21 protein-coding genes are annotated in these 17697 nt (G+C 74.8%); 12 read left to right on the top strand and 9 right to left on the bottom strand.

What is annotated here, in order from left to right; all coding sequences use genetic code 11:
* The first annotated feature begins 109 nt into the window (after window positions 1-109).
* Together folP and ACWEPX_RS28325 are read left to right on the top strand one after the other, a co-directional pair.
* Entirely contained in the window at window positions 110-925 is an 816-nt protein-coding gene (folP, locus tag ACWEPX_RS28330) for a dihydropteroate synthase (protein ID WP_451900390.1), read from the top strand.
* Complete coding sequence (locus ACWEPX_RS28325; RefSeq protein ID WP_451900302.1) at window positions 922-1833, top strand: glucosyl-3-phosphoglycerate synthase; 912 nt, start codon at window positions 922-924, stop codon at window positions 1831-1833. Before folP ends, ACWEPX_RS28325 begins: the two co-directional genes overlap by 4 nt.
* On the opposite strand, the gene ACWEPX_RS28320 is transcribed toward ACWEPX_RS28325, so the two are convergent.
* Genes ACWEPX_RS28320 through ACWEPX_RS28305 form a run of 4 tightly spaced genes read right to left on the bottom strand, consistent with a single transcriptional unit; the run spans window position 1778 to window position 6859 of the window.
* Window positions 1778-3268, bottom strand: a complete 1491-nt coding sequence (locus ACWEPX_RS28320) for an amino acid ABC transporter ATP-binding/permease protein (protein ID WP_451900301.1) — start codon at window positions 3266-3268, stop codon at window positions 1778-1780. The genes ACWEPX_RS28325 and ACWEPX_RS28320 overlap by 56 nt on opposite strands.
* Complete coding sequence (cydD, locus tag ACWEPX_RS28315; RefSeq protein WP_451900300.1) at window positions 3265-4764, bottom strand: thiol reductant ABC exporter subunit CydD; 1500 nt, start codon at window positions 4762-4764, stop codon at window positions 3265-3267. Before cydD ends, ACWEPX_RS28320 begins: the two co-directional genes overlap by 4 nt.
* A complete protein-coding gene (locus ACWEPX_RS28310) occupies window positions 4761-5711 on the bottom strand; it encodes a cytochrome d ubiquinol oxidase subunit II (RefSeq protein WP_451900299.1) in 951 nt (316 codons plus the stop codon). Before ACWEPX_RS28310 ends, cydD begins: the two co-directional genes overlap by 4 nt.
* Window positions 5705-6859, bottom strand: a complete 1155-nt coding sequence (locus ACWEPX_RS28305) for a cytochrome ubiquinol oxidase subunit I (RefSeq protein WP_451900298.1) — start codon at window positions 6857-6859, stop codon at window positions 5705-5707. Before ACWEPX_RS28305 ends, ACWEPX_RS28310 begins: the two co-directional genes overlap by 7 nt.
* A 106-nt stretch (window positions 6860-6965) precedes the next feature.
* Between ACWEPX_RS28305 and ACWEPX_RS28300 the strand changes: the two genes are divergently transcribed.
* From ACWEPX_RS28300 to ACWEPX_RS28280, 5 genes are read left to right on the top strand one after another with little or no spacing between them, the layout of a single operon-like run.
* Window positions 6966-7304, top strand: coding sequence for a PadR family transcriptional regulator (locus ACWEPX_RS28300; RefSeq protein ID WP_451900297.1), 339 nt, complete (start codon window positions 6966-6968; stop codon window positions 7302-7304).
* Complete coding sequence (locus tag ACWEPX_RS28295) at window positions 7301-7966, top strand: permease prefix domain 1-containing protein (RefSeq protein ID WP_451900296.1); 666 nt, start codon at window positions 7301-7303, stop codon at window positions 7964-7966. Before ACWEPX_RS28300 ends, ACWEPX_RS28295 begins: the two co-directional genes overlap by 4 nt.
* 39 nt (window positions 7967-8005) lie before the next feature.
* Window positions 8006-8317, top strand: a complete 312-nt coding sequence (locus ACWEPX_RS28290; protein WP_451900295.1) for a DivIVA domain-containing protein — start codon at window positions 8006-8008, stop codon at window positions 8315-8317.
* On the top strand, window positions 8314-8754 hold the full coding sequence (locus ACWEPX_RS28285; protein WP_451900294.1) for an SRPBCC family protein: 441 nt from the start codon (window positions 8314-8316) through the stop codon (window positions 8752-8754). The genes ACWEPX_RS28290 and ACWEPX_RS28285 overlap by 4 nt, the downstream gene beginning before the upstream one ends.
* Window positions 8751-9299 carry a DNA-3-methyladenine glycosylase I gene (locus ACWEPX_RS28280; RefSeq protein ID WP_451900293.1) on the top strand — a complete coding sequence of 183 codons (549 nt, stop codon included), beginning with the start codon at window positions 8751-8753 and terminating at the stop codon, window positions 9297-9299. The genes ACWEPX_RS28285 and ACWEPX_RS28280 overlap by 4 nt, the downstream gene beginning before the upstream one ends.
* On the opposite strand, the gene ACWEPX_RS28275 is transcribed toward ACWEPX_RS28280, so the two are convergent.
* Both ACWEPX_RS28275 and ACWEPX_RS28270 read right to left on the bottom strand, forming a co-directional pair.
* Window positions 9286-10071, bottom strand: a complete 786-nt coding sequence (locus ACWEPX_RS28275; protein ID WP_451900292.1) for an enoyl-CoA hydratase-related protein — start codon at window positions 10069-10071, stop codon at window positions 9286-9288. The two genes, ACWEPX_RS28280 and ACWEPX_RS28275, sit on opposite strands and share 14 nt — an antisense overlap.
* 2 nt (window positions 10072-10073) lie before the next feature.
* Entirely contained in the window at window positions 10074-10850 is a 777-nt protein-coding gene (locus ACWEPX_RS28270; RefSeq protein WP_451900291.1) for a PaaX family transcriptional regulator, read from the bottom strand.
* 169 nt (window positions 10851-11019) lie between these two features.
* Between ACWEPX_RS28270 and ACWEPX_RS28265 the strand changes: the two genes are divergently transcribed.
* Entirely contained in the window at window positions 11020-11187 is a 168-nt protein-coding gene (locus tag ACWEPX_RS28265; RefSeq protein WP_189208333.1) for a DUF3117 domain-containing protein, read from the top strand.
* Between the two features lie 54 nt (window positions 11188-11241).
* A complete protein-coding gene (locus ACWEPX_RS28260) occupies window positions 11242-12711 on the top strand; it encodes a leucyl aminopeptidase family protein (RefSeq protein ID WP_451900290.1) in 1470 nt (489 codons plus the stop codon).
* Here the strand turns inward: ACWEPX_RS28260 and ACWEPX_RS28255 are convergent.
* A complete protein-coding gene (locus ACWEPX_RS28255) occupies window positions 12633-13109 on the bottom strand; it encodes a GtrA family protein (protein ID WP_451900289.1) in 477 nt (158 codons plus the stop codon). The genes ACWEPX_RS28260 and ACWEPX_RS28255 overlap by 79 nt on opposite strands.
* 17 nt (window positions 13110-13126) lie before the next feature.
* Window positions 13127-14287: a glycogen synthase gene (gene glgA, locus ACWEPX_RS28250; protein ID WP_451900288.1), complete on the bottom strand. Its 1161-nt coding sequence runs from the start codon at window positions 14285-14287 to the stop codon at window positions 13127-13129.
* A gap of 129 nt (window positions 14288-14416) precedes the next feature.
* Between glgA and glgC the strand changes: the two genes are divergently transcribed.
* Window positions 14417-15634 carry a glucose-1-phosphate adenylyltransferase gene (glgC, locus tag ACWEPX_RS28245; protein WP_451900287.1) on the top strand — a complete coding sequence of 406 codons (1218 nt, stop codon included), beginning with the start codon at window positions 14417-14419 and terminating at the stop codon, window positions 15632-15634.
* Here glgC and ACWEPX_RS28240 read toward each other — a convergent pair.
* Window positions 15621-16190, bottom strand: a complete 570-nt coding sequence (locus ACWEPX_RS28240) for an O-methyltransferase (protein WP_451900286.1) — start codon at window positions 16188-16190, stop codon at window positions 15621-15623. The two genes, glgC and ACWEPX_RS28240, sit on opposite strands and share 14 nt — an antisense overlap.
* A 169-nt stretch (window positions 16191-16359) precedes the next feature.
* On the opposite strand from ACWEPX_RS28240, the gene sigE reads away from it, so the two are divergent.
* Both sigE and ACWEPX_RS28230 read left to right on the top strand, forming a co-directional pair.
* The gene (gene sigE, locus ACWEPX_RS28235; RefSeq protein WP_451900285.1) at window positions 16360-16992 is read left to right on the top strand and encodes an RNA polymerase sigma factor SigE; all 633 of its coding nucleotides are present in this window, start codon (window positions 16360-16362) and stop codon (window positions 16990-16992) included.
* Entirely contained in the window at window positions 16992-17534 is a 543-nt protein-coding gene (locus tag ACWEPX_RS28230) for a zf-HC2 domain-containing protein (protein WP_451900389.1), read from the top strand. The genes sigE and ACWEPX_RS28230 overlap by 1 nt, the downstream gene beginning before the upstream one ends.
* Window positions 17535-17697 lie beyond the last annotated feature (163 nt).

Genomic DNA, 17697 nt, shown 5'->3' with positions numbered 1-17697 from the left:
CCCCGGGCCCACCGACCCCGAGGAGACCTGCCTCACGTCGGTAAAATGGGGTTTCGTGACGATTCTTCGCTTTGGCGCCCGCGCCGTCCCCCAGGATCGCGCCCTCGTCATGGCGATCGTCAACCGCACCCGCGACTCCTTCTACGACCGCGGCGCGACCTTCGCCGCCGAGGCCGCGCTCGCCGCCGTCGACCGGGCCGTGGCCGACGGGGCGGACATCATCGACATCGGCGGGGTGCGGGCGGGCTCGCACGGGGAGGCCGTGGACGCCGCGGAGGAGGCCCGCCGGGTCGTGCCGATGGTCGAGGCGGTCCGCGAGCGGCACCCCGACGTGGTGATCAGCGTCGACACCTGGCGCCACGAGGTCGGGGCCGCGGTCTGCGCCGCGGGGGCCGACCTGATCAACGACACCTGGGCCGGGGCCGACCCGCGGCTGGCCGAGGTCGCCGCCGAGCACGGCGTGGGCATCGTCTGCTCGCACACCGGGGGCGCCGCCCCCCGCACCGACCCGCACCGCGTCCGCTACGCCGACGTGGTCGGCGAGGTCGTCGCCGAGCTGGTCGCCCGGGCGGAGCGCATGGTCGCCATCGGCGTGCCGCGCGAGGGCGTGCTGATCGACCCGACCCACGACTTCGGCAAGAACACCTGGCACGGCCTCGCCCTGCTGCGCCACCTCGACCGGCTGGTCGACACCGGCTGGCCGGTGCTGATGGCGCTGTCCAACAAGGACTTCGTCGGCGAGACCCTCGGCGTCGAGCTGGACGAGCGGGTGGACGGCACCCTGGCCGCGACCGCGGTGTCGGCGTGGGCGGGCGCGCGCGTCTTCCGCGCCCACGAGGTCCGGCGCACCCGGCACGTGGTGGACATGGTCGCGGGCATCGCGGGCACCCGCCCGCCCGCCAGGGCCGTGCGGGCGCTGGCGTGACCGCGCTGGTCTGGCAGAGCCCGGAGTGGACGGTCTCGCAGCTGGTCCTGGCCAAGGGCGCGCGCACGGTGAGCGTCGTGCTGCCCGCGCTGGACGAGGAGGCGACCGTCGGCGCGGTGGTGGCCTCGGTCCGCCCGCTGCTGGGCACGCTGGTCGACGAGCTGGTCGTGGTCGACTCCGGCTCGACCGACCGCACCGCCGAGGTCGCGGCCGCCGCGGGCGCGCGGGTGGTGGCCCGCGACGACGTGCTGCCCGACCTGCCGCCGCTGCCCGGCAAGGGCGAGGTGCTGTGGCGCTCCCTGGCCGCCACCACCGGCGACCTGCTGGTCTTCCTCGACACCGACCTCGTCGACCCGGACCCGGCCTTCGTCCCGACCCTGCTCGGCCCGCTGCTGACCGCCTCCGGCGTGCACCTGGTCAAGGGCTTCTACCGCCGCCCGCTGCGCGTGGAGACCACCGAGCACGGCACCGGCGGCGGCCGGGTCACCGAGCTGCTGGCCCGCCCGGTGCTCTCCGCCCTGCGCCCGGAGCTCTCGGCGGTCATCCAGCCGCTGGGCGGGGAGTACGCGGGCACCCGCGCCTTCCTGGAGTCCGTCCCCTTCGCCAGCGGCTACGGCGTGGAGATCGGCCTGCTGCTCGACGCCCACCGCGCCTACGGCCTCGACGGGATCGCCCAGGTCAACCTGGGCGTGCGCAAGCACCGCAACCGCTCCCTCCAGCAACTGGGCATCATGGCCCGCCAGATCCTCGGCACCGTCTTCACCCGCTGCGGCGTCCCCGTCGCCGCGAACCACCTGACCCAGTTCGTCCAGGTGGGCGGCGAATGGCTCCCCGACACCACCACCATCGACATCACCGACCGGCCGCCGATGCGGGAAGTACGAGCTCATCCAACGCGCGTTCGTTGAGCCAGTGCTCGCGGTAGTAGTCGGGCTCGGCCACGAGGGTGGCGTGGGGGCCCTGCTGGGTCACCGTGCCGTTGTCGAAGACGAGGATCTCGTCGACGTGGGGCAGGGCCGCCAGGCGGTGGGTGGCCACGACGACCGTGCCCGGGTAGGCGAGGACGTCGGTCAGGAGCGCGTCGGCCGTGGCCGGGTCGAGGCCCTCGACGGGTTCGTCCAGCAGGAGGATGGCCGGGCGGGCGGTGAGGGCTCGGGCGAGCAGGAGGCGGGCGCGTTGGCCGCCGGACAGCGTGGTCGCCGTCAGGTCGGTGTCCCAGCCGTCGGGGAGGGTGGCCAGCCAGGGGGCCAGGGCGGTCTCGTCGGGGGTGGCGTCGGTGCCGAGGAGGACGTTGTCGCGCAGGGTCGCATTGAACACGTGGTCATCGGCGAAGGCGCCGCGGACGGCGGCGGGGTCGGCGTTGGCGGCGATGGCGCGCAGGAGCGTCGTCTTGCCCGAGCCGCTCGGGCCGACCAGGGCGATCTTGCGGCCCGGTGGCGCCGAGCAGATCTCCTGGGCGATGCGCGTGCTGATGCCCCAGGCCTCGGGTTCGGTGTCGGTTTCGGTGTTGAGCAGGTCGCGCAGGCGGCGGAGGGCCGCGCGGGCGGCGGGCCAGCGGCGGGTGGCGATGACGGCGGGGACGACCGTCTCGAAGACGCCGATCAAGCCCAGGACGACGGCGGCCACCACCGGGAGGCCGCGGTGGGCGGTCAGCATGCCCGCCGACAGCGCGGTCACCCCGCCCACGACGCTGGTGAACGCGGCGGCGAAGCCGTCCGGAGCCGCGCGGTCCAGGACCGCGATGCGGGCCGACGTGGCCACGGCGCGGTCGCGGAAGCGCGGGGTCGCGCCGAAGACGGCCAGCTCGGCCGCGCCGCCGATCAGCTCGTCGGCCTCGTCGGCGAGCCTGCCGCGCAGCGCCGGGCCCGCGGTGTCCGACCGGCGCAGGACACCCGCGCAGGCCAGGACCAGCCCGCCCGCCACCACCGCGCCCGCGCGGGGATCCACGAGGAAGGCCGCGCCCGCCGCCGCCAGGCCCACGGCAGCCGCGGTGATCCACGGCAGCAGGCAGCGCAGCACGGCGTCCTGCACCGCGTCCACATCGGACACCAGGCGGCTCAGCGCGTCGCCGTGGGACAGGCCGCGGCGGGCGGCGGCGTCGAAGAGCCTGCCGCGCAGGTCGGTGATGTGCTCCAACACCGCGCGGTGGCCGGTCAGCCGCTCGACGTAGCGCAGGCCGCCGCGGCCCAGTGCCAGCGTCCGGACCAGCACGATGGCGATGGCCAGCGCGCCCAGCGGCGGGTGCTCGGCGGCCCGCAGCAGCAGCCACCCGGCCGCCGCCATCAGCCCGACGCCCGCCAGTTCCGCGGCCGTCGCCGCCAGGGCCGCCCACGCGATCCTCATGACACCACCCCATCCCGGACGACCAGCACGCGCGACGCCTCCCGCAGGAACACCGGGCGGTGCGCGACGACCAGCGAGGTCGTCTCCAGCGCCCGCCAGGCCGAGAGCAGGACGCGCTCGCCAGTCCCGTCCAGGTGCGCGGTCGGCTCGTCCAGCAGGACCAGGTCGGCTGGCCGGGCCAGCGCCCTGGCCAGCGCGACCCGCTGCGCCTCGCCGGTGGACAGCGAGCCCACCGGCCCCGCCACCCCGGCCAGGTCCGCCGCGGCCAGCGCCCGGTCCACGGCAGGCCCGCCGAGGGCCACATTGGACCGGACGTCGCCCGCGAACAGCCACGGCCGCTGCGGCACCCACGACAGCCGCTCGCGCCAGGCGTCCTGGTCCAGCTCGCGCAGGTCGACCCCGCCCACCACGACCCGCCCGGACGTGGGCGCGACCAGCCCGAGCAGCACCGCGATCAGCGTGCTCTTGCCCGCCCCGCTCGGCCCGGCCACCGCGATCCGCTCGCCGGGCGCGATCCGCAGCCGGACCGAGCGCAGCACCTCCCCGCGGTCCGGATAGGACACCGTCACGCCGTCGAAGGCGATGTCGGCGGTGCGCAGGTCGGGCGGTCGCGCGGTGCCCCGGGCGGGGGCGCGCGGCACGGCCAGCGCCGAGTTCAGCGCGACCAGGCCGTCGGTGCTGGCGTGGAAGCGCGCCCCGGCCGCCCGCAGCGGCAGGTACGCCTCCGGGGTCAGCACCAGGATCAGCACGGCGGTGTGCGCCGAGACCCCGCCGGAGAGCAACCGCAGGCCGACCGGCACCGCCACCAGCGCCACCGACAGCGTGGCCACCAGCTCCAGCACCAGCGCCGAGAGGAACGCCACCCGCAGCGTGCGCATCGTCAGGTCGGTGTGGGCGCGGGCCATCGCCCGCACGGTCACCGACTGGGCCTCCACCCGCTGGAACAGCCGCAGCACGGGCAGGCCCCGCATGACGTCAAGGAAGTGCCCGCCGAGGCGGGCCAGCGCCGACCACTGCATGCGCGCCGCGGTGTGCTTGCCGACCAGCGCGGCGAACACCGGCACCAGCGGCAGCGTCAACGCGACCACGACCGCCGAGGTGAGGTCGACGAACGCCAGCCGCACCAGCACGGCGACCGGGACCACCGCGGCGACCATGACCGCGGGCAGGTACCCGGCCAGGTACGGGCGCAGCGCGTCGATGCCGCGGGTGAGCAGGGTGGCTGCCGCGCCCGCGTCCCCGGGCGCCCCGTCGAGCACCCGGGTGCGCAGCTCGTGCCCCACCCGGGCCGCGGTGCGGGCCGCGACGACCTCGCGCACCCAGCCGATCCCGGCCCGCAGCGCGACCGCGAGCCCGGCGAGCGCGGCGGCCGGGAGGGTCGGGTCCACCAGGAACGCCGCGAGGAGCTCGGCCTGGAGCAGCACCGCGACCGCCGTGCCGACGCCGAACACCCCGAGGACGGCCAGGTAGTTACGGATGCCGGGGACCGCGTTCACCAGAACACCGGCCGCTCGCCGCCGCGGAAGGCCCACCAGCACATGCCCTGGAAGGCCGCGACCAGCGGCAGCACCAGGGCGGCGAACCAGATCAGCACGCCCAGCGTGGCCGGGCCCGCCGCGGCCTCGGCGACGGTGAGCGTGCCCGCCGGGTCGGCGGTCGAGGCCAGCGCCACCGGCCAGCGGGCCGCGCCGACCACCAGCACCGGCAGCCCGCACGCCAGCGCGGTGCACAGCGTCGCCCTCGCCGGGCCCAGCCGCGGGGCCACCAGCACGAGCGCGATCACCGCGGCCGCGCCCGGCACGGCGATCAGCGGTTCCACGCCGTCGACCTCGAAGGCAGCCAGCACCGCGACGGCGGCCACGAGCCCGGCGGCCACCCGGCTCAGCGCCGGGACCAGCCGGCGCACGTCGACGCTGGAGCGCCAGCGCAGGAACACCGCGCCGTGGACGATGACCAGCGCGGCGAAGGCCAGCCCGGACACGACCACCACCGGGGTGAAGATGCCGCCGACCCGGCGCCCGTCGGCGTCCAGCGGCAGCCCGGTCAGCAGCGCCCCGAGGAACACGCCCCACCCGACGGCGACGACCGCCGCGCCGCCGACGATCAGCGCGTCCCAGCCCGCTTTGGCGCCCTCGGCGAGCCGCCCGCGCAGCTGCACCGCCGCGGTGAAGCCGATGAGCGCGACCAGCAGCGCCACCAGCACCGGGTAGAGCGCCGACAGCAGCTCGCCCTCCAGCCGGGGGAACGCGCCGAACAGCACGCCGACGGCCGCGACCAGCCACACCTCGTTGCCGAGGAAGAACGGCCCGGTCGCCGCCAGCACCTCGCGGCGGCGCTGCGGCGGGGCCGCGCGCAGCAGCAGCGCCGTGCCGTAGTCGGCGCCCGCGAGCGCGAAGTACCCGGCGAAGAGCACACCGAGCAGGACGAACCACAGCGTCACCACGCCCGCACCTCCTGGGGGACGAATTCCTGGGTCGATGCCGGGCCGCGCCGGGCGACCTTGGCCAGCAGCCGCCAGTCGAGGACCGCCAGCGCGGCGAACATGGCGGTGAAGGCGAGGAACGAGAGCAGCATCGTGGTCGGGTCGGTCTGGCTGGCCGCGTCCTCGGTGCGCAGCAGGCCGTAGACCAGCCACGGCTGCCTGCCCACCTCGCGGAAGACCCACCCGCTGATCGCGGCCACGAACGGCCAGGGGATCGCCAGCACCGCCAGCCACAGCGCCCAGCGCGGCTGGCGCTTGCGCAGCACGTGGGCCAGCACCAGGTTCGTGATCATCAGGACCAGGCCGATGTTCATCATCAGCGCCAGCGGGACGCCGAGCAGGCCGGTCCCCTGGCCGAGCTTGTCCGGCTGCACCGCGTTGATCACCGGGAACTGGGCGATGCCCGCGCCGATCACGAACGGCGAGCTGACCGCGGCGGCGATGACGCCCTGCCGCAGCGAGCGCCGGAAGAACTCCGCCTCGGCGGTGCCGCGCAGCAGGTGCCACGCGCTGATGCCCGCCATCACCACCCCGCCCGCCAGCAGCGAGCCGGTCAGCACGTGCAGCAGCGCGGCGCCGAAGGTGGGGTTGGTCAGCAGCGCGCCGAAGTCGGTCAGCCGCAGCACCCCGTCGCGCAGTTCGTGGCCGACCGGGTTCTGCAGGAAGGCGTTGGCAGTCATGATCCACAGCGCCGATGCGTAGGCGGTGATGGCCACCAGCCAGATCAGCGCCAGGTGCAGGCGCGGGGAGAGCCGGTCCCAGCCGAAGATCCACAGGCCGAGGAAGGTCGACTCCAGGAAGAAGGCGACCAGCGTCTCCACCGCGAGCGGCGCGCCGAAGACGTCGCCTGCGAAGGCCGACAGGCCGCTCCAGTTCAGCCCGAACTGGAACTCCATGACGATGCCGGTGGCGATGCCGACCGCGTAGTTGATCACGTAGAGGTGGCCCCAGAACCGGGTCATCCGCCACAGCTGGGGATCGCCGCGGCGGTGGGCGCGGGTCTGGGTGACCGCGACCAGCGTGACCAGGCCGAGGGTCAGCAGCACGAACAAGAAGTGGAACGAGGTCGTCACGGCGAACTGCAGCCGGGCGAGCACGAGCGCATCCATAGGTTTGGAGGCTACATGTAGCGTGTCTACTTATGGCGGGGCTCAGGGAAAGATCAGGGTTGAACCGGGGTCCGCGGGGCTGCCCCGGTTCCGTAAGGTTCCGGCCATGAAGGCCGACGCCCTCCGCGGCCACCTCGACGCGCTGCTGCTGGCGGTCATCGACGGCCGCCAGCTGCACGGCTACGCGATCATCGAGGCCCTGCAGGCCCGCAGCGGCGGCGCGCTCGACCTGCCGACCGGGACGGTGTACCCGGCGCTGCGCAGGCTGGAGCGCGCCGGGCTGCTGGTCAGCGAGTGGAGCACGGTGGGCGGGCGCAAGCGGCGCACCTACCGGCTCACCCCGGCGGGCACGCGCGCGCTGGCCACCGAGCGGTCCGCCTGGCGGGAGTTCACGGCGGCCATCGACGGGATCCTGGGAGGCGGACCGTGGCCCACGCAGGCGTGAGCGATCCGATCACCGACTACATCGCCGCGCTCGCCACGCGCTTACGCGGGCCCGCCGCGGCGAAGGCCGACCTGCTCGCCGAGGCCCGCGACGGCCTCGACGACGCCGCCGACGCCTACGCCGCGGCCGGGCACCCCGACCCGCGCGGGCGGGCGGTGGCCGAGTTCGGCGACCTGGCCCACCTGGCCCGGGCCTACCAGGCCGAGCTGGGGGTCGCCGAGGGCGCGCGGGCGCTGAAGTCGGTGCTGGTCGCCGTGCCGGTCATGCACGCGCTGTGGCAGACCAACGAGCTGGTGTGGATCGGGAGCTGGTCGGACTTCGGCGGCCCGGTGCCCGCCTGGTACCAGGCCGTCGCGGGCGTCTACGACTGGATCGGCTGGGCGGTGATGGGCCTGGTGGGCGTGGCGCTGCTGGCCGGGCGGCTGCTGTCGCGGCGCGGGGTCGAGACCCGCAAGCTGGGCCGCGCGGCGGGCTTCCTCGGCGCCGCCGGGTCGTTCGTGCTGCTGCTGAACCTGATGGTGCTGATCACCGCCACCGCGCACCTGGACCTGTCCCGGCTGCTGATGCCCCTGCCCTGCCTGGCGGTGGGCGCCGGGATGTTCATCGTGCACGGGCGCATCCTGGTGCTCGCGCACCGTTCATTGAAGTTCACAGCGGGTTAACCGTGCGCGAGCGGGGCTCGCCGTGCCACCATCGGCCCCGTGACCTCCGCTCTCGTGTACCTCGTCGTCATGGTGTTGGTGGCGGCCGTGGTGTTCCTGCTCGCCTCGGTGCTGTTCGGCCGCGGGGAGGAGCTGCCCGCGCTGCCGCCGGGCGCGTCGCCGACCCGCCTGCCCGCCGAGGGGCTGACCGGCGACGACCTGCGGGCCGTGCGCTTCCAGCTGGTGCTGCGCGGCTACAAGATGGGCGAGGTGGACTGGGTGCTGCGCCGGGTCGGGGCGGAGCTGGACGCGCTGCGGGCCCGGGTCGCCGAGCTGGAGTCCGCCCGCGCGCCGGAACCCGCCGACCGGTGATCGAGGTCGTCGAGCGCGTCGACGTGGTGGCCCCCGCCGCCGTGGTCTGGGCCGCGGTGACCGACTGGCACAACCAGGGCGCGTGGATGCTCGGCACCCGCGTGCGGGTGGTGTCCGGCAACGGGCGGCTGGGGTCGCGGCTGGCCGCGCGCACCGCCGTCGGGCCGCTGGGCTTCACCGACCGCATGGAGATCACCCGGTGGGAGCCGCCCGTGGCGTGCGAGGTCGCGCACGTGGGCGGGCTGGTGCGCGGGACCGGCGGGTTCCGGGTCGAGCCGCGCGGGGTCGCCCGCAGCACGCTGGTGTGGTGGGAGCGGCTGGCCCCGCCGCTGGGCGTGCTCGGCGCGGTGGCCTGGCGGCTGACCGGGCCGGTGTTCCGCATGGGGGTGCGCCGCTCGCTGCGCCGCTTCGCCGACTTCGCGGAGGCGCGGGTATGAGGTGCGGGTGGGCGACCACTCCCGACTACGTCGAGTACCACGACACCGAGTGGGGCACGCCGCTGCGCGGGGTCCGGGAGATGTTCGAGCGGGTGTCGCTGGAGGCGTTCCAGTCCGGCCTGTCGTGGATCACCATCCTGCGCAAGCGCCCGGCCTTCCGCGCCGCCTTCGCGGGCTTCGACCCCGCCGCCGTCGCCGCGTTCGGCGACGCCGACGTGGCCCGCCTGATGGCCGACCCGGGCATCGTCCGCAACCGCGCCAAGATCGACGCGACCATCCGCAACGCCCGGGCCGTGCTCGCGCTGGACGTGCCCCTGGACGAGCTGCTGTGGTCCTTCGCGCCCACCGGGGCCCGGCCCCGGCCCGCCGCGCTGGCCGACGTGCCCGCGGTGACGCCGGAGTCCGCGGCGATGGCCAAGGAGCTCAAGCGGCGCGGGTTCGCCTTCGTCGGGCCGACGACCTGCTACGCGCTCATGCAGGCCACCGGCATCGTCGACGACCACGTGGCCACGTGCTGGCGGGCCGGGTCGGTCAGCGGCCCGTGAAGCGGGGGTCGCGCTTGGCCACGAAGGCGTCCACGGCCTCGCGGTGGTCGGCGGTGCGGCCCGCCTCGACCTGCGTGCGGCCCTCCACGGCCAGGCCATCGGCCAGCGAGGCGCCCGCCGAGGCCAGCATCGCCTCCTTGATCTTGGCGTAGGCGGTGGTCGGGCCCGCCGCCATCCGGGCGGCCAGCGCCTGGGCGGTGGCCAGCACCTCGGCGGCCGGGACGACCTGGGTGACCATGCCCACGCGCAGCGCCTCGTCGGCGGCCACGGGCTTGGCCAGCAGCATCATCTCCATCGCCCGCCCGTAGCCGATCAGCCGCGGCAGCGTCCAGGACGCGCCCGAGTCCGCGGTCAGCCCGACGTTGGCGAAGGCCATCAGGAACTTCGCCGAGTCCGCGGCGATCCGCAGGTCGCAGGCGTAGGCGAAGGAGGCCCCCGCGCCCGCGGCCATGCCGTTGACCGCGGCGATGATCGGCTTGGGCAGCGTGGTGATCGCCGTCACGATGGGGTTGTAGTGGTCGGCGACCGTCGCCAGCGGGGACGGGTCGTCGGCGGCCAGCAGGGCCATGTGCTCCTTGAGGTCCTGGCCTGCGCAGAACGCCTTCCCGGCGCCGGTCAGGACCACCGCCCGGACCGAGTCGTCGGACGCCGCGGCGACCAGGGCGGCCAGCAGGGCCTCCTTGAGCTCGACCGTCAGCGAGTTGAACGCCTCCGGCCGGTTGAGCGTCAACGTGCGGACGCCGTTGTCGTCGTGGGTGAGCAGCGCGGGCAAACCTACCTCCGGGTGGTCAGGCAGTCGTCGACGAACTTCGCCGCCGCCGGGGCGAACCGGGCGGTCTCGGTGTCGAAGAACTCCGCGGCCGCCGCGCCGGGCCACCCCGGCGGCAGCAGCTGCGCAGGCAGGCCCGGGTCGCGGAAGAGGAACCCGCGCCAGGCGTGCAGCAGCCGCTGGCAGGCCGCGAACGCCGCTGGCGGGTCGGCGGCGTCCACAGCGGACAGCTCGGCCGACCAGGCCGCGGTGAACGCGGCGTACTCCCGGCCCAGCTCGGCCAGGTCCCACGCGGTCGCGGCGAGGTCGGCGTCGTCGCCGTCGAGGGCGCCGTGGAAGACCCGGGCCGCCACCTCGCCCAGCACGTCGGCCAGCCCGGCCGAGGGGCGCGGGGCCACCCAGGTCGCCGGGCCGAGCGGACCGTAGCCGAGCAGTCGCAGCGAGGAGGTGAGCCGGTCGCGGGCCGGGCGGGCGGGCAGCTCGGCCAGGGCCACCACGTGCCAGCGGCCGTCCCATGTGGAGGAGCCCAGCCGGTAGATCCGCGCGGCGGCCTCGGCCAGCCTGCGCTCGGCGCGGTCGGTGAGGGCGTAGCCGGGCCCGTCGGGCAGCCTGCGGGGGGCCAGCCAGCCCTGGCGCACCATTCTGGACACCGCGGTCCGGATGGCGGGCGCGCCGAAGTCCAGCGGGGCCAGCAGCCGGACCAGGGCGGCGATGGTGGCCGCGCCGCCCCGCCCGCGCAGGTAGGCGCCGTAGACGTCGAACAGGGCCGAACGGGCACGCACGTGGAGTGAGTCTGTCAGTCCGAAGCGGCCCCGCGCCACCATCGTGGCCGGTCACCGACACGCGATGATCGGTTCCGATTTCACCGCCGCGACCGGATGGGGGAGAATAGCCGGAGCCCGGCCGGTTCCCCCCGGCCTGGTAGGCAGGCTATGACGGAGGGAGCACGCTATGGCGGCCATGAAGCCCCGGACCGGTGACGGTCCCCTCGAGGTGACGAAGGAGGGCCGGGGCATCGTGATGCGCGTCCCGCTGGAGGGCGGCGGACGCCTCGTCGTCGAGATGACTCCGGACGAGGCGGCCAACCTCGGCGAGGCCCTCAAGAACGCCGTCGGCTGACCCCAACCCCTCCCGTCCCCACCCCGCAACCCGGAGGAACGCTTGCCAACGCCGGTGCCCACGGTGCCCTCGCCGCTGCCCGCCGTCGAGGTCGCCGCCGCGCCGCGCGCGGGCACGCCCGTCGTCGCGCTCGGCCGCCGCGCCGGTGACCAGCCCTCCTTCGGCGACCCGGGGCTCACCCCGCAGTGGGCGGACGCGCTGGGCCTGACCGGCAAGGCAGGCGAGGTCGCGTCCGCGCCGCCCGGCGCCGCCGCCAGCTGGGTGGTCGGCGTCGGCGCAGGCGCGGCGGCCGACTGGGGCGCGGCGGGCGCCGCGCTGGCCAGGGCCGCGCAGGACCGGCTCACCGAGGGCGACCCCCGCCCGTCCCTGCAGCTGGACGTGCCCGACGACACCCCCGACGACGCCCTGGCCGCCTTCCTGCGCGGCGTGCTGCTGGGCGGCTACCGCTTCACCGTGACCGGCGCGCAGCAGCCGCCCAGGCTGCGCGGGCTGCGCCTGGTCGTGTCCGATCCGGACCGTCGCGAGCGGATCGGCGGCCTCGCCGAGCGCACCGCGGTGCTGGCCGCGGCCACCGCGTTCGCCCGCGACCTGGCCAACGCCCCGGCCAACGTCAAGGACCCGGCCTGGCTGGCCAGGACGATCGCCAGGGCGGCGGCCAAGGTGTCCGGTGTGGACGCCGTGGTCCGCGACGAGGCCTGGCTGGCCGAGCGCGGCTTCGGCGGGGTGCTGGCCGTCGGCGGCGGTTCGGCCCGCCCGCCCCGGCTGGTCGAGCTGACCTACGCCCCCGCAGGCGCAGGCGGCCCGCACCTGGTGCTGGTCGGCAAGGGGATCACCTTCGACACCGGCGGCATCTCGGTCAAGCCCGCCGAGGGCATGCACCTGATGCGCACCGACATGGCGGGCGGCGCGGCGGTCGCCGCGGCCACCATCGCCATCGCCCGGCTCGGCCTCCCGGTGCGGATCACCGCGCTGGTGCCGTGTGCGGAAAACCACATCTCCGGCTCGGCCTACCGCCCCGGCGACGTCGTGCGCCACTACGGCGGGCAGACGACCGAAGTCACCAACACCGACGCCGAGGGCCGCATGGTGATGGCCGACGCCCTCGCCTACGCCCACCGCGACCTCGGCGCCGACCTGCTGGTCGACGTCGCCACCCTGACCGGGGCCATGAAGATCAGCCTCGGCCTGCGCACCGGCGGCCTCTTCGCCACCGACGACGACCTCGCCGCCCGCATCGCCGCGGCGGGCTCGGCGGTGGGGGAGTCCTGGTGGCGGATGCCGCTGCTGGCCGACCACGCCGAGGACGTCGTCTCCACCATCGCCGACCTGCGGCAGTGCCCGCCCGGCCCGGGCGGCATCACCGCCGCGTTGTTCCTGCGCGAGTTCACCGGCGGCCTGCCGTGGGCGCACCTGGACATCGCGGGCCCGGCGCGGGCGGAGAAGACCTACGGCGAGGTCGTCCCCGGGGCCACCGGCTTCGGCGCGCGCACGCTGGTCGAGCTGGCCGAGTCGTTCGCTGGCTGAGCGAACAGGCGGTCGAGCAGGGCGAACTTGGCCACGAACACCGGCAGCCCGCCGAGGGCGTAGGCCAGGTTCAGCACCAGCGTCCGGGCGCCCAGGTCGGCCACCAGCGGCCCGACCAGCGCGTCGGCCAGGGTGGTGAAGCCGACCGACACCAGCCCGCCCAGCGCGGTGACCACCAGGTAGCCGACCACCTGCCGGGTCAGCCGCGGCCTGCCCCGCTGGCCCCACGCCCACCAGCGGATCATCACGAAGTGCGGCGCCGCCCCGACGGCGAAGCCGATCGCGCTCGCCGTCAGCGCGCCCACGCTGGCCTGGGCGTACAGCACCCACAGGACCAGCTGGGTGATCGCGGTCGCGGTCAGCGAGGCGACCGTGTACCGGGAGAAGCGCGGGCCCACGCGGGCCACGGTAGGCGTCATCGCCTGAACGAGCTCTCAGCCGCCCGGTAGACCTCGACGGTCTGCGCCGCGACCGACTCCCAGGAGAACTCCCGCTGGGCCCGCTCCCGCCCGGCCGCGCCCATCGCCGCGGCCCTGGCCGGGTCGGCGAGCAGGGCGTTGACCGCCGCGGCCAGCCCGGCCTCGTAGGCGGCCGGGTCGGCGCCGCAGTGGACCAGCAGGCCGGTCTCCCCGTCGGCGACGACCTCGGGGATGCCGCCGACGTCGGAGGCCACCACCGCGGTCGCGCACGCCATCGCCTCCAGGTTGACGATGCCCAGCGGCTCGTAGACCGACGGGCAGACGAACACCGTGGCCGCGGTGAGGAACTGCCGCAGCTCGGCGGCGGGCAGCATCTCCTGGATCCAGTGCACGCCCCCGCGCGCCGCGGCCAGCCGCTGCACCGCGGCCCGGGTCTCCGCGGCGATCTCCGGGGTGTCCGGCGCGCCCGCGCACAGCACGACCTGGGCGTCGGCGCTGATCGAGTGCGCGGCCGCGACCAGGTGGGCCAGGCCCTTCTGCCGGGTGATCCGGCCGACGAACAGCACGATCGGCCGGTCCGGGTCCACCCCGTGGCGGCGCAGCGCGCCGGTCTCGGGCACCGGCCGGTACTCGTCGGTGTCGATGCCGTTGCGCACCACGTGCACCCGCGCCGGGTCCAGCGCGGGGTAGCAGTCCAGCACGTCGGCGCGCATGCCCTCGCTGACGGCGATGATGGCGTCGGCGGCCTCGTACGCCGTGCGCTCGACCCAGGAGGAGATCCGGTAGCCCCCGCCCAGCTGCTCGGCCTTCCACGGCCTGCGCGGCTCCAGGGAGTGCGCGGTGACCACGTGCGGCACGCCGTGCAGCAGCGCGGCCAGGTGGCCCGCGAGGTTGGCGTACCAGGTGTGCGAGTGGACCACGTCGACCCCGGCCGTCGCCGCGGCCATCGACAGGTCGGCGCTCAGCGTCCGCAGCGCGGCGTTGGCGTCCTGCAGGCCCAGCGGGTTGTGCGCGACCGCGTCCTCGCGGGGCGCGCCGAAGCAGTGCACGTCCACATCGACCAGCTCGCGCAGCCGGGGCACCAGGAAGCCCACGTGCACGCCCGCGCCGCCGTAGACCTCCGGCGGGTACTCCCTCGTCAGCAATCCGATCCGCACAGGGTGCACGGTAGCCGCCGACCAGCGGCGCGAACGCGCTGCGGCGGGCGGGTGAACGGCGCGACAACGCCGACCGGCCCGCCGTGTCGCATCTGGCCGTGATCGCGCGGGGCGAATAGTGTCCACCCCGTGAAGGGGCAGCCGCGCGTACTCGGGATCGTGCTCGCGGGCGGCGAGGGCAAGCGGCTCTGGCCGCTGACCGCCGACCGGGCCAAGCCTGCCGTGCCCTTCGGCGGCAACTACCGGCTGGTGGACTTCGTGCTGTCCAACCTGGTCAACGCCGGTTTCCACCAGCTGTGCGTGCTCACCCAGTACAAGTCCCACTCGCTGGACCGGCACATCTCCACGACCTGGCGGCTGTCGAACGTGCTCGGCCAGTACGTCACGCCGGTGCCCGCCCAGCAGCGCCTGGGCAAGCGCTGGTACACCGGCAGCGCCGACGCCATCTACCAGTCGTTGAACCTCGTCTACGACGAGGAGCCGGACTACATCGTGGTCTTCGGCGCCGACCACGTGTACCGGATGGACCCCTCCCAGATGCTCGCCCGGCACATCGAGTCCGGGGCGGGCGTGACCGTGGCGGGCATCCGGGTGCCGCGGGCCGAGGCGCGGGCGTTCGGCTGCATCGACGCCGACGCGGCAGGCCGGATCACCGGGTTCCTGGAGAAGCCCTCCAACCCGCCGTCGGTGCCCGACGACCCGGACGTGACCTTCGCCTCGATGGGCAACTACATCTTCTCCTGCCGGACCCTGCTGGAGGCCCTGCGCGCCGACGCCGCCCAGTCCGACTCCGCCCACGACATGGGCGGGGACATCATCCCCATGCTGGTCGACGCCGGGGTGGCGCACGTCTACGACTTCGACGACAACGAGGTGCCCGGCGCCACCGAGCGCGACCGCGGCTACTGGCGCGACGTGGGGACCATCGACGCCTACTACGAGGCGCACATGGACCTGGTGTCCGCGCACCCGGTGTTCAACCTCTACAACCGCGAGTGGCCCATCCGCACCGCGACGCCGCCGCTGCCGCCCGCGAAGTTCGTGCACGACGGGACGGCGCGCGACTCCATCGTCGGACCGGGCTCCATCATCTCCGGAGCGACGGTGACCAGGTCGGTGGTGTTCTCCGACGTGGTGATCGAGGACGGCGCGGTGGTCGAGGGCAGCGTGCTGCTGCCGGGCACCCGCATCGGCAAGGGCGCGACCGTGCGCCGGGCGATCCTGGACAAGAACGTCGTGGTCGCCGACGGCGTGCGCATCGGCGTCGACCCCGAGCTGGACCGGGTGCAGTACACCGTCAGCGCCGGGGAGGTCGTGGTCCTGGGGAAGGGCTTCAGAGCCGAGTGAGCTCGCCGCTCTTGGCGGCCACGAGCAGGCCGTCGGCCAGGGTCAGGTGGACCAGGCGGTCGTCGGCGCGCACGGCGCGGACGAGGTCGCGTAAGTTCGCGCCGTCGGCGAAGGCCAGCACCCCGCCCGGGCGCAGCAGCCGGACGGCCTCGTCGTGGTAGGCGCCGAAGTCGCCCTTGGCGCCGTCGACGAACAGCAGGTCGTAGCCGCCGTCGGTGAGCCGGGGCAGCACGTCGAGGGCCCGGCCCATGATCAGCCGGGTGCGGCCGGGGGCGATGCCCGCCGCCCGCAGCGTCCGCTTGGCCTCGGCCTGGTGCTCGGGCTCGACGTCGATGGAGGTCAGCACGCCGTCGGGCACCATGCCGCGCAGCAGGTAGAGGGCGCTGACCCCGGTGCCGGTGCCGATCTCGACGACGGCCTTCGCCCGCAGTACGGTGGCGAGGAACCGCAGCGCCGCCCCCACGTCCGGGGTGATGGCCGAGCAGCCCAGCGCCGCCGCGCGAGCCCGCGCGGCGCTCAGCGAGTCGTCCTCGACGACGGGCGTATCCGGTGCCACAGGGAGGCAGGTTAGCGCCGGTTGTCCCGAAATCGGGTGAACCTGCTCGGAAGGTCACGCGCCCGGCCGCTGGTTTCTCAGGGATGTCTCAGGTCACTCTCACGGTGGGCTCATCGTCGCGCGCCAGAATCGTCGGTGACGGCGGGTCCGAGCGGGGGAACTACGGGACATGGGGAACACAGGGCGGCAGCGCAACGTTGACCAGGGCAACAGCATCCAGGAGGTGCACATCCCCGCGATGACGCAGACGGTGCCCGTGGAGGACGCGGAGTGGGTCGCCCCGTCCTGGGACGAGGTCGTGCGCGAGCACGCCGACCGCGTCTACCGGCTCGCCTACCGGCTCTCCGGCAACAAGTACGACGCCGACGACATCACCCAAGACGTCTTCATCAAGGTCTTCCGCTCGCTGAACAGCTACAAGCCGCAGACCTTCGAGGGCTGGCTGCACCGCATCACGGTCAACATCTTCCTGGACATGGTCCGCCGCAAGGGCCGGGTCAAGATGCACGCCCTGCCCGAGAACAGCGAGCGCATCAAGGGCGAGGAGCCCAGCCCCGAGGACATCTACGCCGACACCCACCTCGACCCCGACCTGCAGGCCAGCCTGGACGAGCTGCCCCCGGACTTCCGCGCCGCCGTGGTCCTCTGCGACGTGGAGGGGCTCTCGTACGAGGAGATCGGCGCGACCCTTGGGGTTAAGCTCGGAACTGTGCGCAGCCGAATCCACCGGGGCCGCCAGGCCCTGAAGGCCTCGCTGGAGCGACGCCGAGAACTCGCCGCAGCCGCGGAGGCGGCTTCATGATGTGGGGCATGTCCGAACAGCACCTGCTGCCGGACGCCGTCGTCGCCTTCGTCGACGGCGAGCTGTCCCCCGGCGCCCACCAGCGCGCCGCCGACCACGCGGCGCGCTGCCCGTGCTGCTCCGCCGAGATCGCCGCCCAACGCCAGGCCCGCGCCGCCGTCCGCTCCGCAGACGCCCCCGGCGCCCCGGCAGGCCTCCTGGCCGCCCTCCGCGCCATCCCGCACGAGGTCGACCTCCCCTCAGCCCCCGACGGCCTGGCCATGACCCGCGACGGCCAATTCGTCACCGTCCAGCGCCCGGAGGCATTCGCAGGCGGAGAACCCCTCGGCTCCTCCACCCGCCTCGGCGAAGGCCGCGCAGTCCTAGGCCGCCGCGCAGGCGCAGGCGTAGTCGTCTCCGGCCTGGTACTCGGCGCATTAGCCCTGGTCAACTCCGCAGACCAGGCCCCGGTCCAGGCCCCCGCCGCATGGATGCACTCGCCTGGCGAGGTGGACGTCCAAGAGGTCGCTTCAGTGGGGTTCGGCTTGTTCTCCGCTCGCTGAGCAAGTAGCAGCGCCACCACCCACCGAACGCAACGCGCCCCAGCGCAAGTGTCCGATGGGGTGGACCTGCATTCGCGGGGAGCGAAACGCCGCTAAACTTGCGAGGGCGTGAACGGGCTCCGCCCGCCTTCACCGCCTTCACGCCCAAGCGGCGTTTCGCTTA

Source organism: Actinokineospora sp. NPDC004072 (genome assembly GCF_053604195.1).
Note: the sequence above shows the minus strand (reverse complement) of the source record. Positions and strands in the feature narration are given on the sequence as shown.

Excerpts from the sequence above, each read along its gene's own strand:
- ACWEPX_RS28320 (WP_451900301.1), bottom strand. The coding sequence starts at position 3,268 with ATGAGGATCGCGTGGGCGGCCCTGGCGGCGACGGCCGCGGAACTGGCG.
- ACWEPX_RS28265 (WP_189208333.1), top strand. The coding sequence starts at position 11,020 with ATGGCGGCCATGAAGCCCCGGACCGGTGACGGTCCCCTCGAGGTGACG.
- ACWEPX_RS28300 (WP_451900297.1), top strand. The coding sequence starts at position 6,966 with ATGAAGGCCGACGCCCTCCGCGGCCACCTCGACGCGCTGCTGCTGGCG.
- ACWEPX_RS28230 (WP_451900389.1), top strand. The coding sequence starts at position 16,992 with ATGTGGGGCATGTCCGAACAGCACCTGCTGCCGGACGCCGTCGTCGCC.
- folP (WP_451900390.1), top strand. The coding sequence starts at position 110 with ATGGCGATCGTCAACCGCACCCGCGACTCCTTCTACGACCGCGGCGCG.
- sigE (WP_451900285.1), top strand. The coding sequence starts at position 16,360 with ATGGGGAACACAGGGCGGCAGCGCAACGTTGACCAGGGCAACAGCATC.
- ACWEPX_RS28305 (WP_451900298.1), bottom strand. The coding sequence starts at position 6,859 with ATGGATGCGCTCGTGCTCGCCCGGCTGCAGTTCGCCGTGACGACCTCG.
- ACWEPX_RS28280 (WP_451900293.1), top strand. The coding sequence starts at position 8,751 with ATGAGGTGCGGGTGGGCGACCACTCCCGACTACGTCGAGTACCACGAC.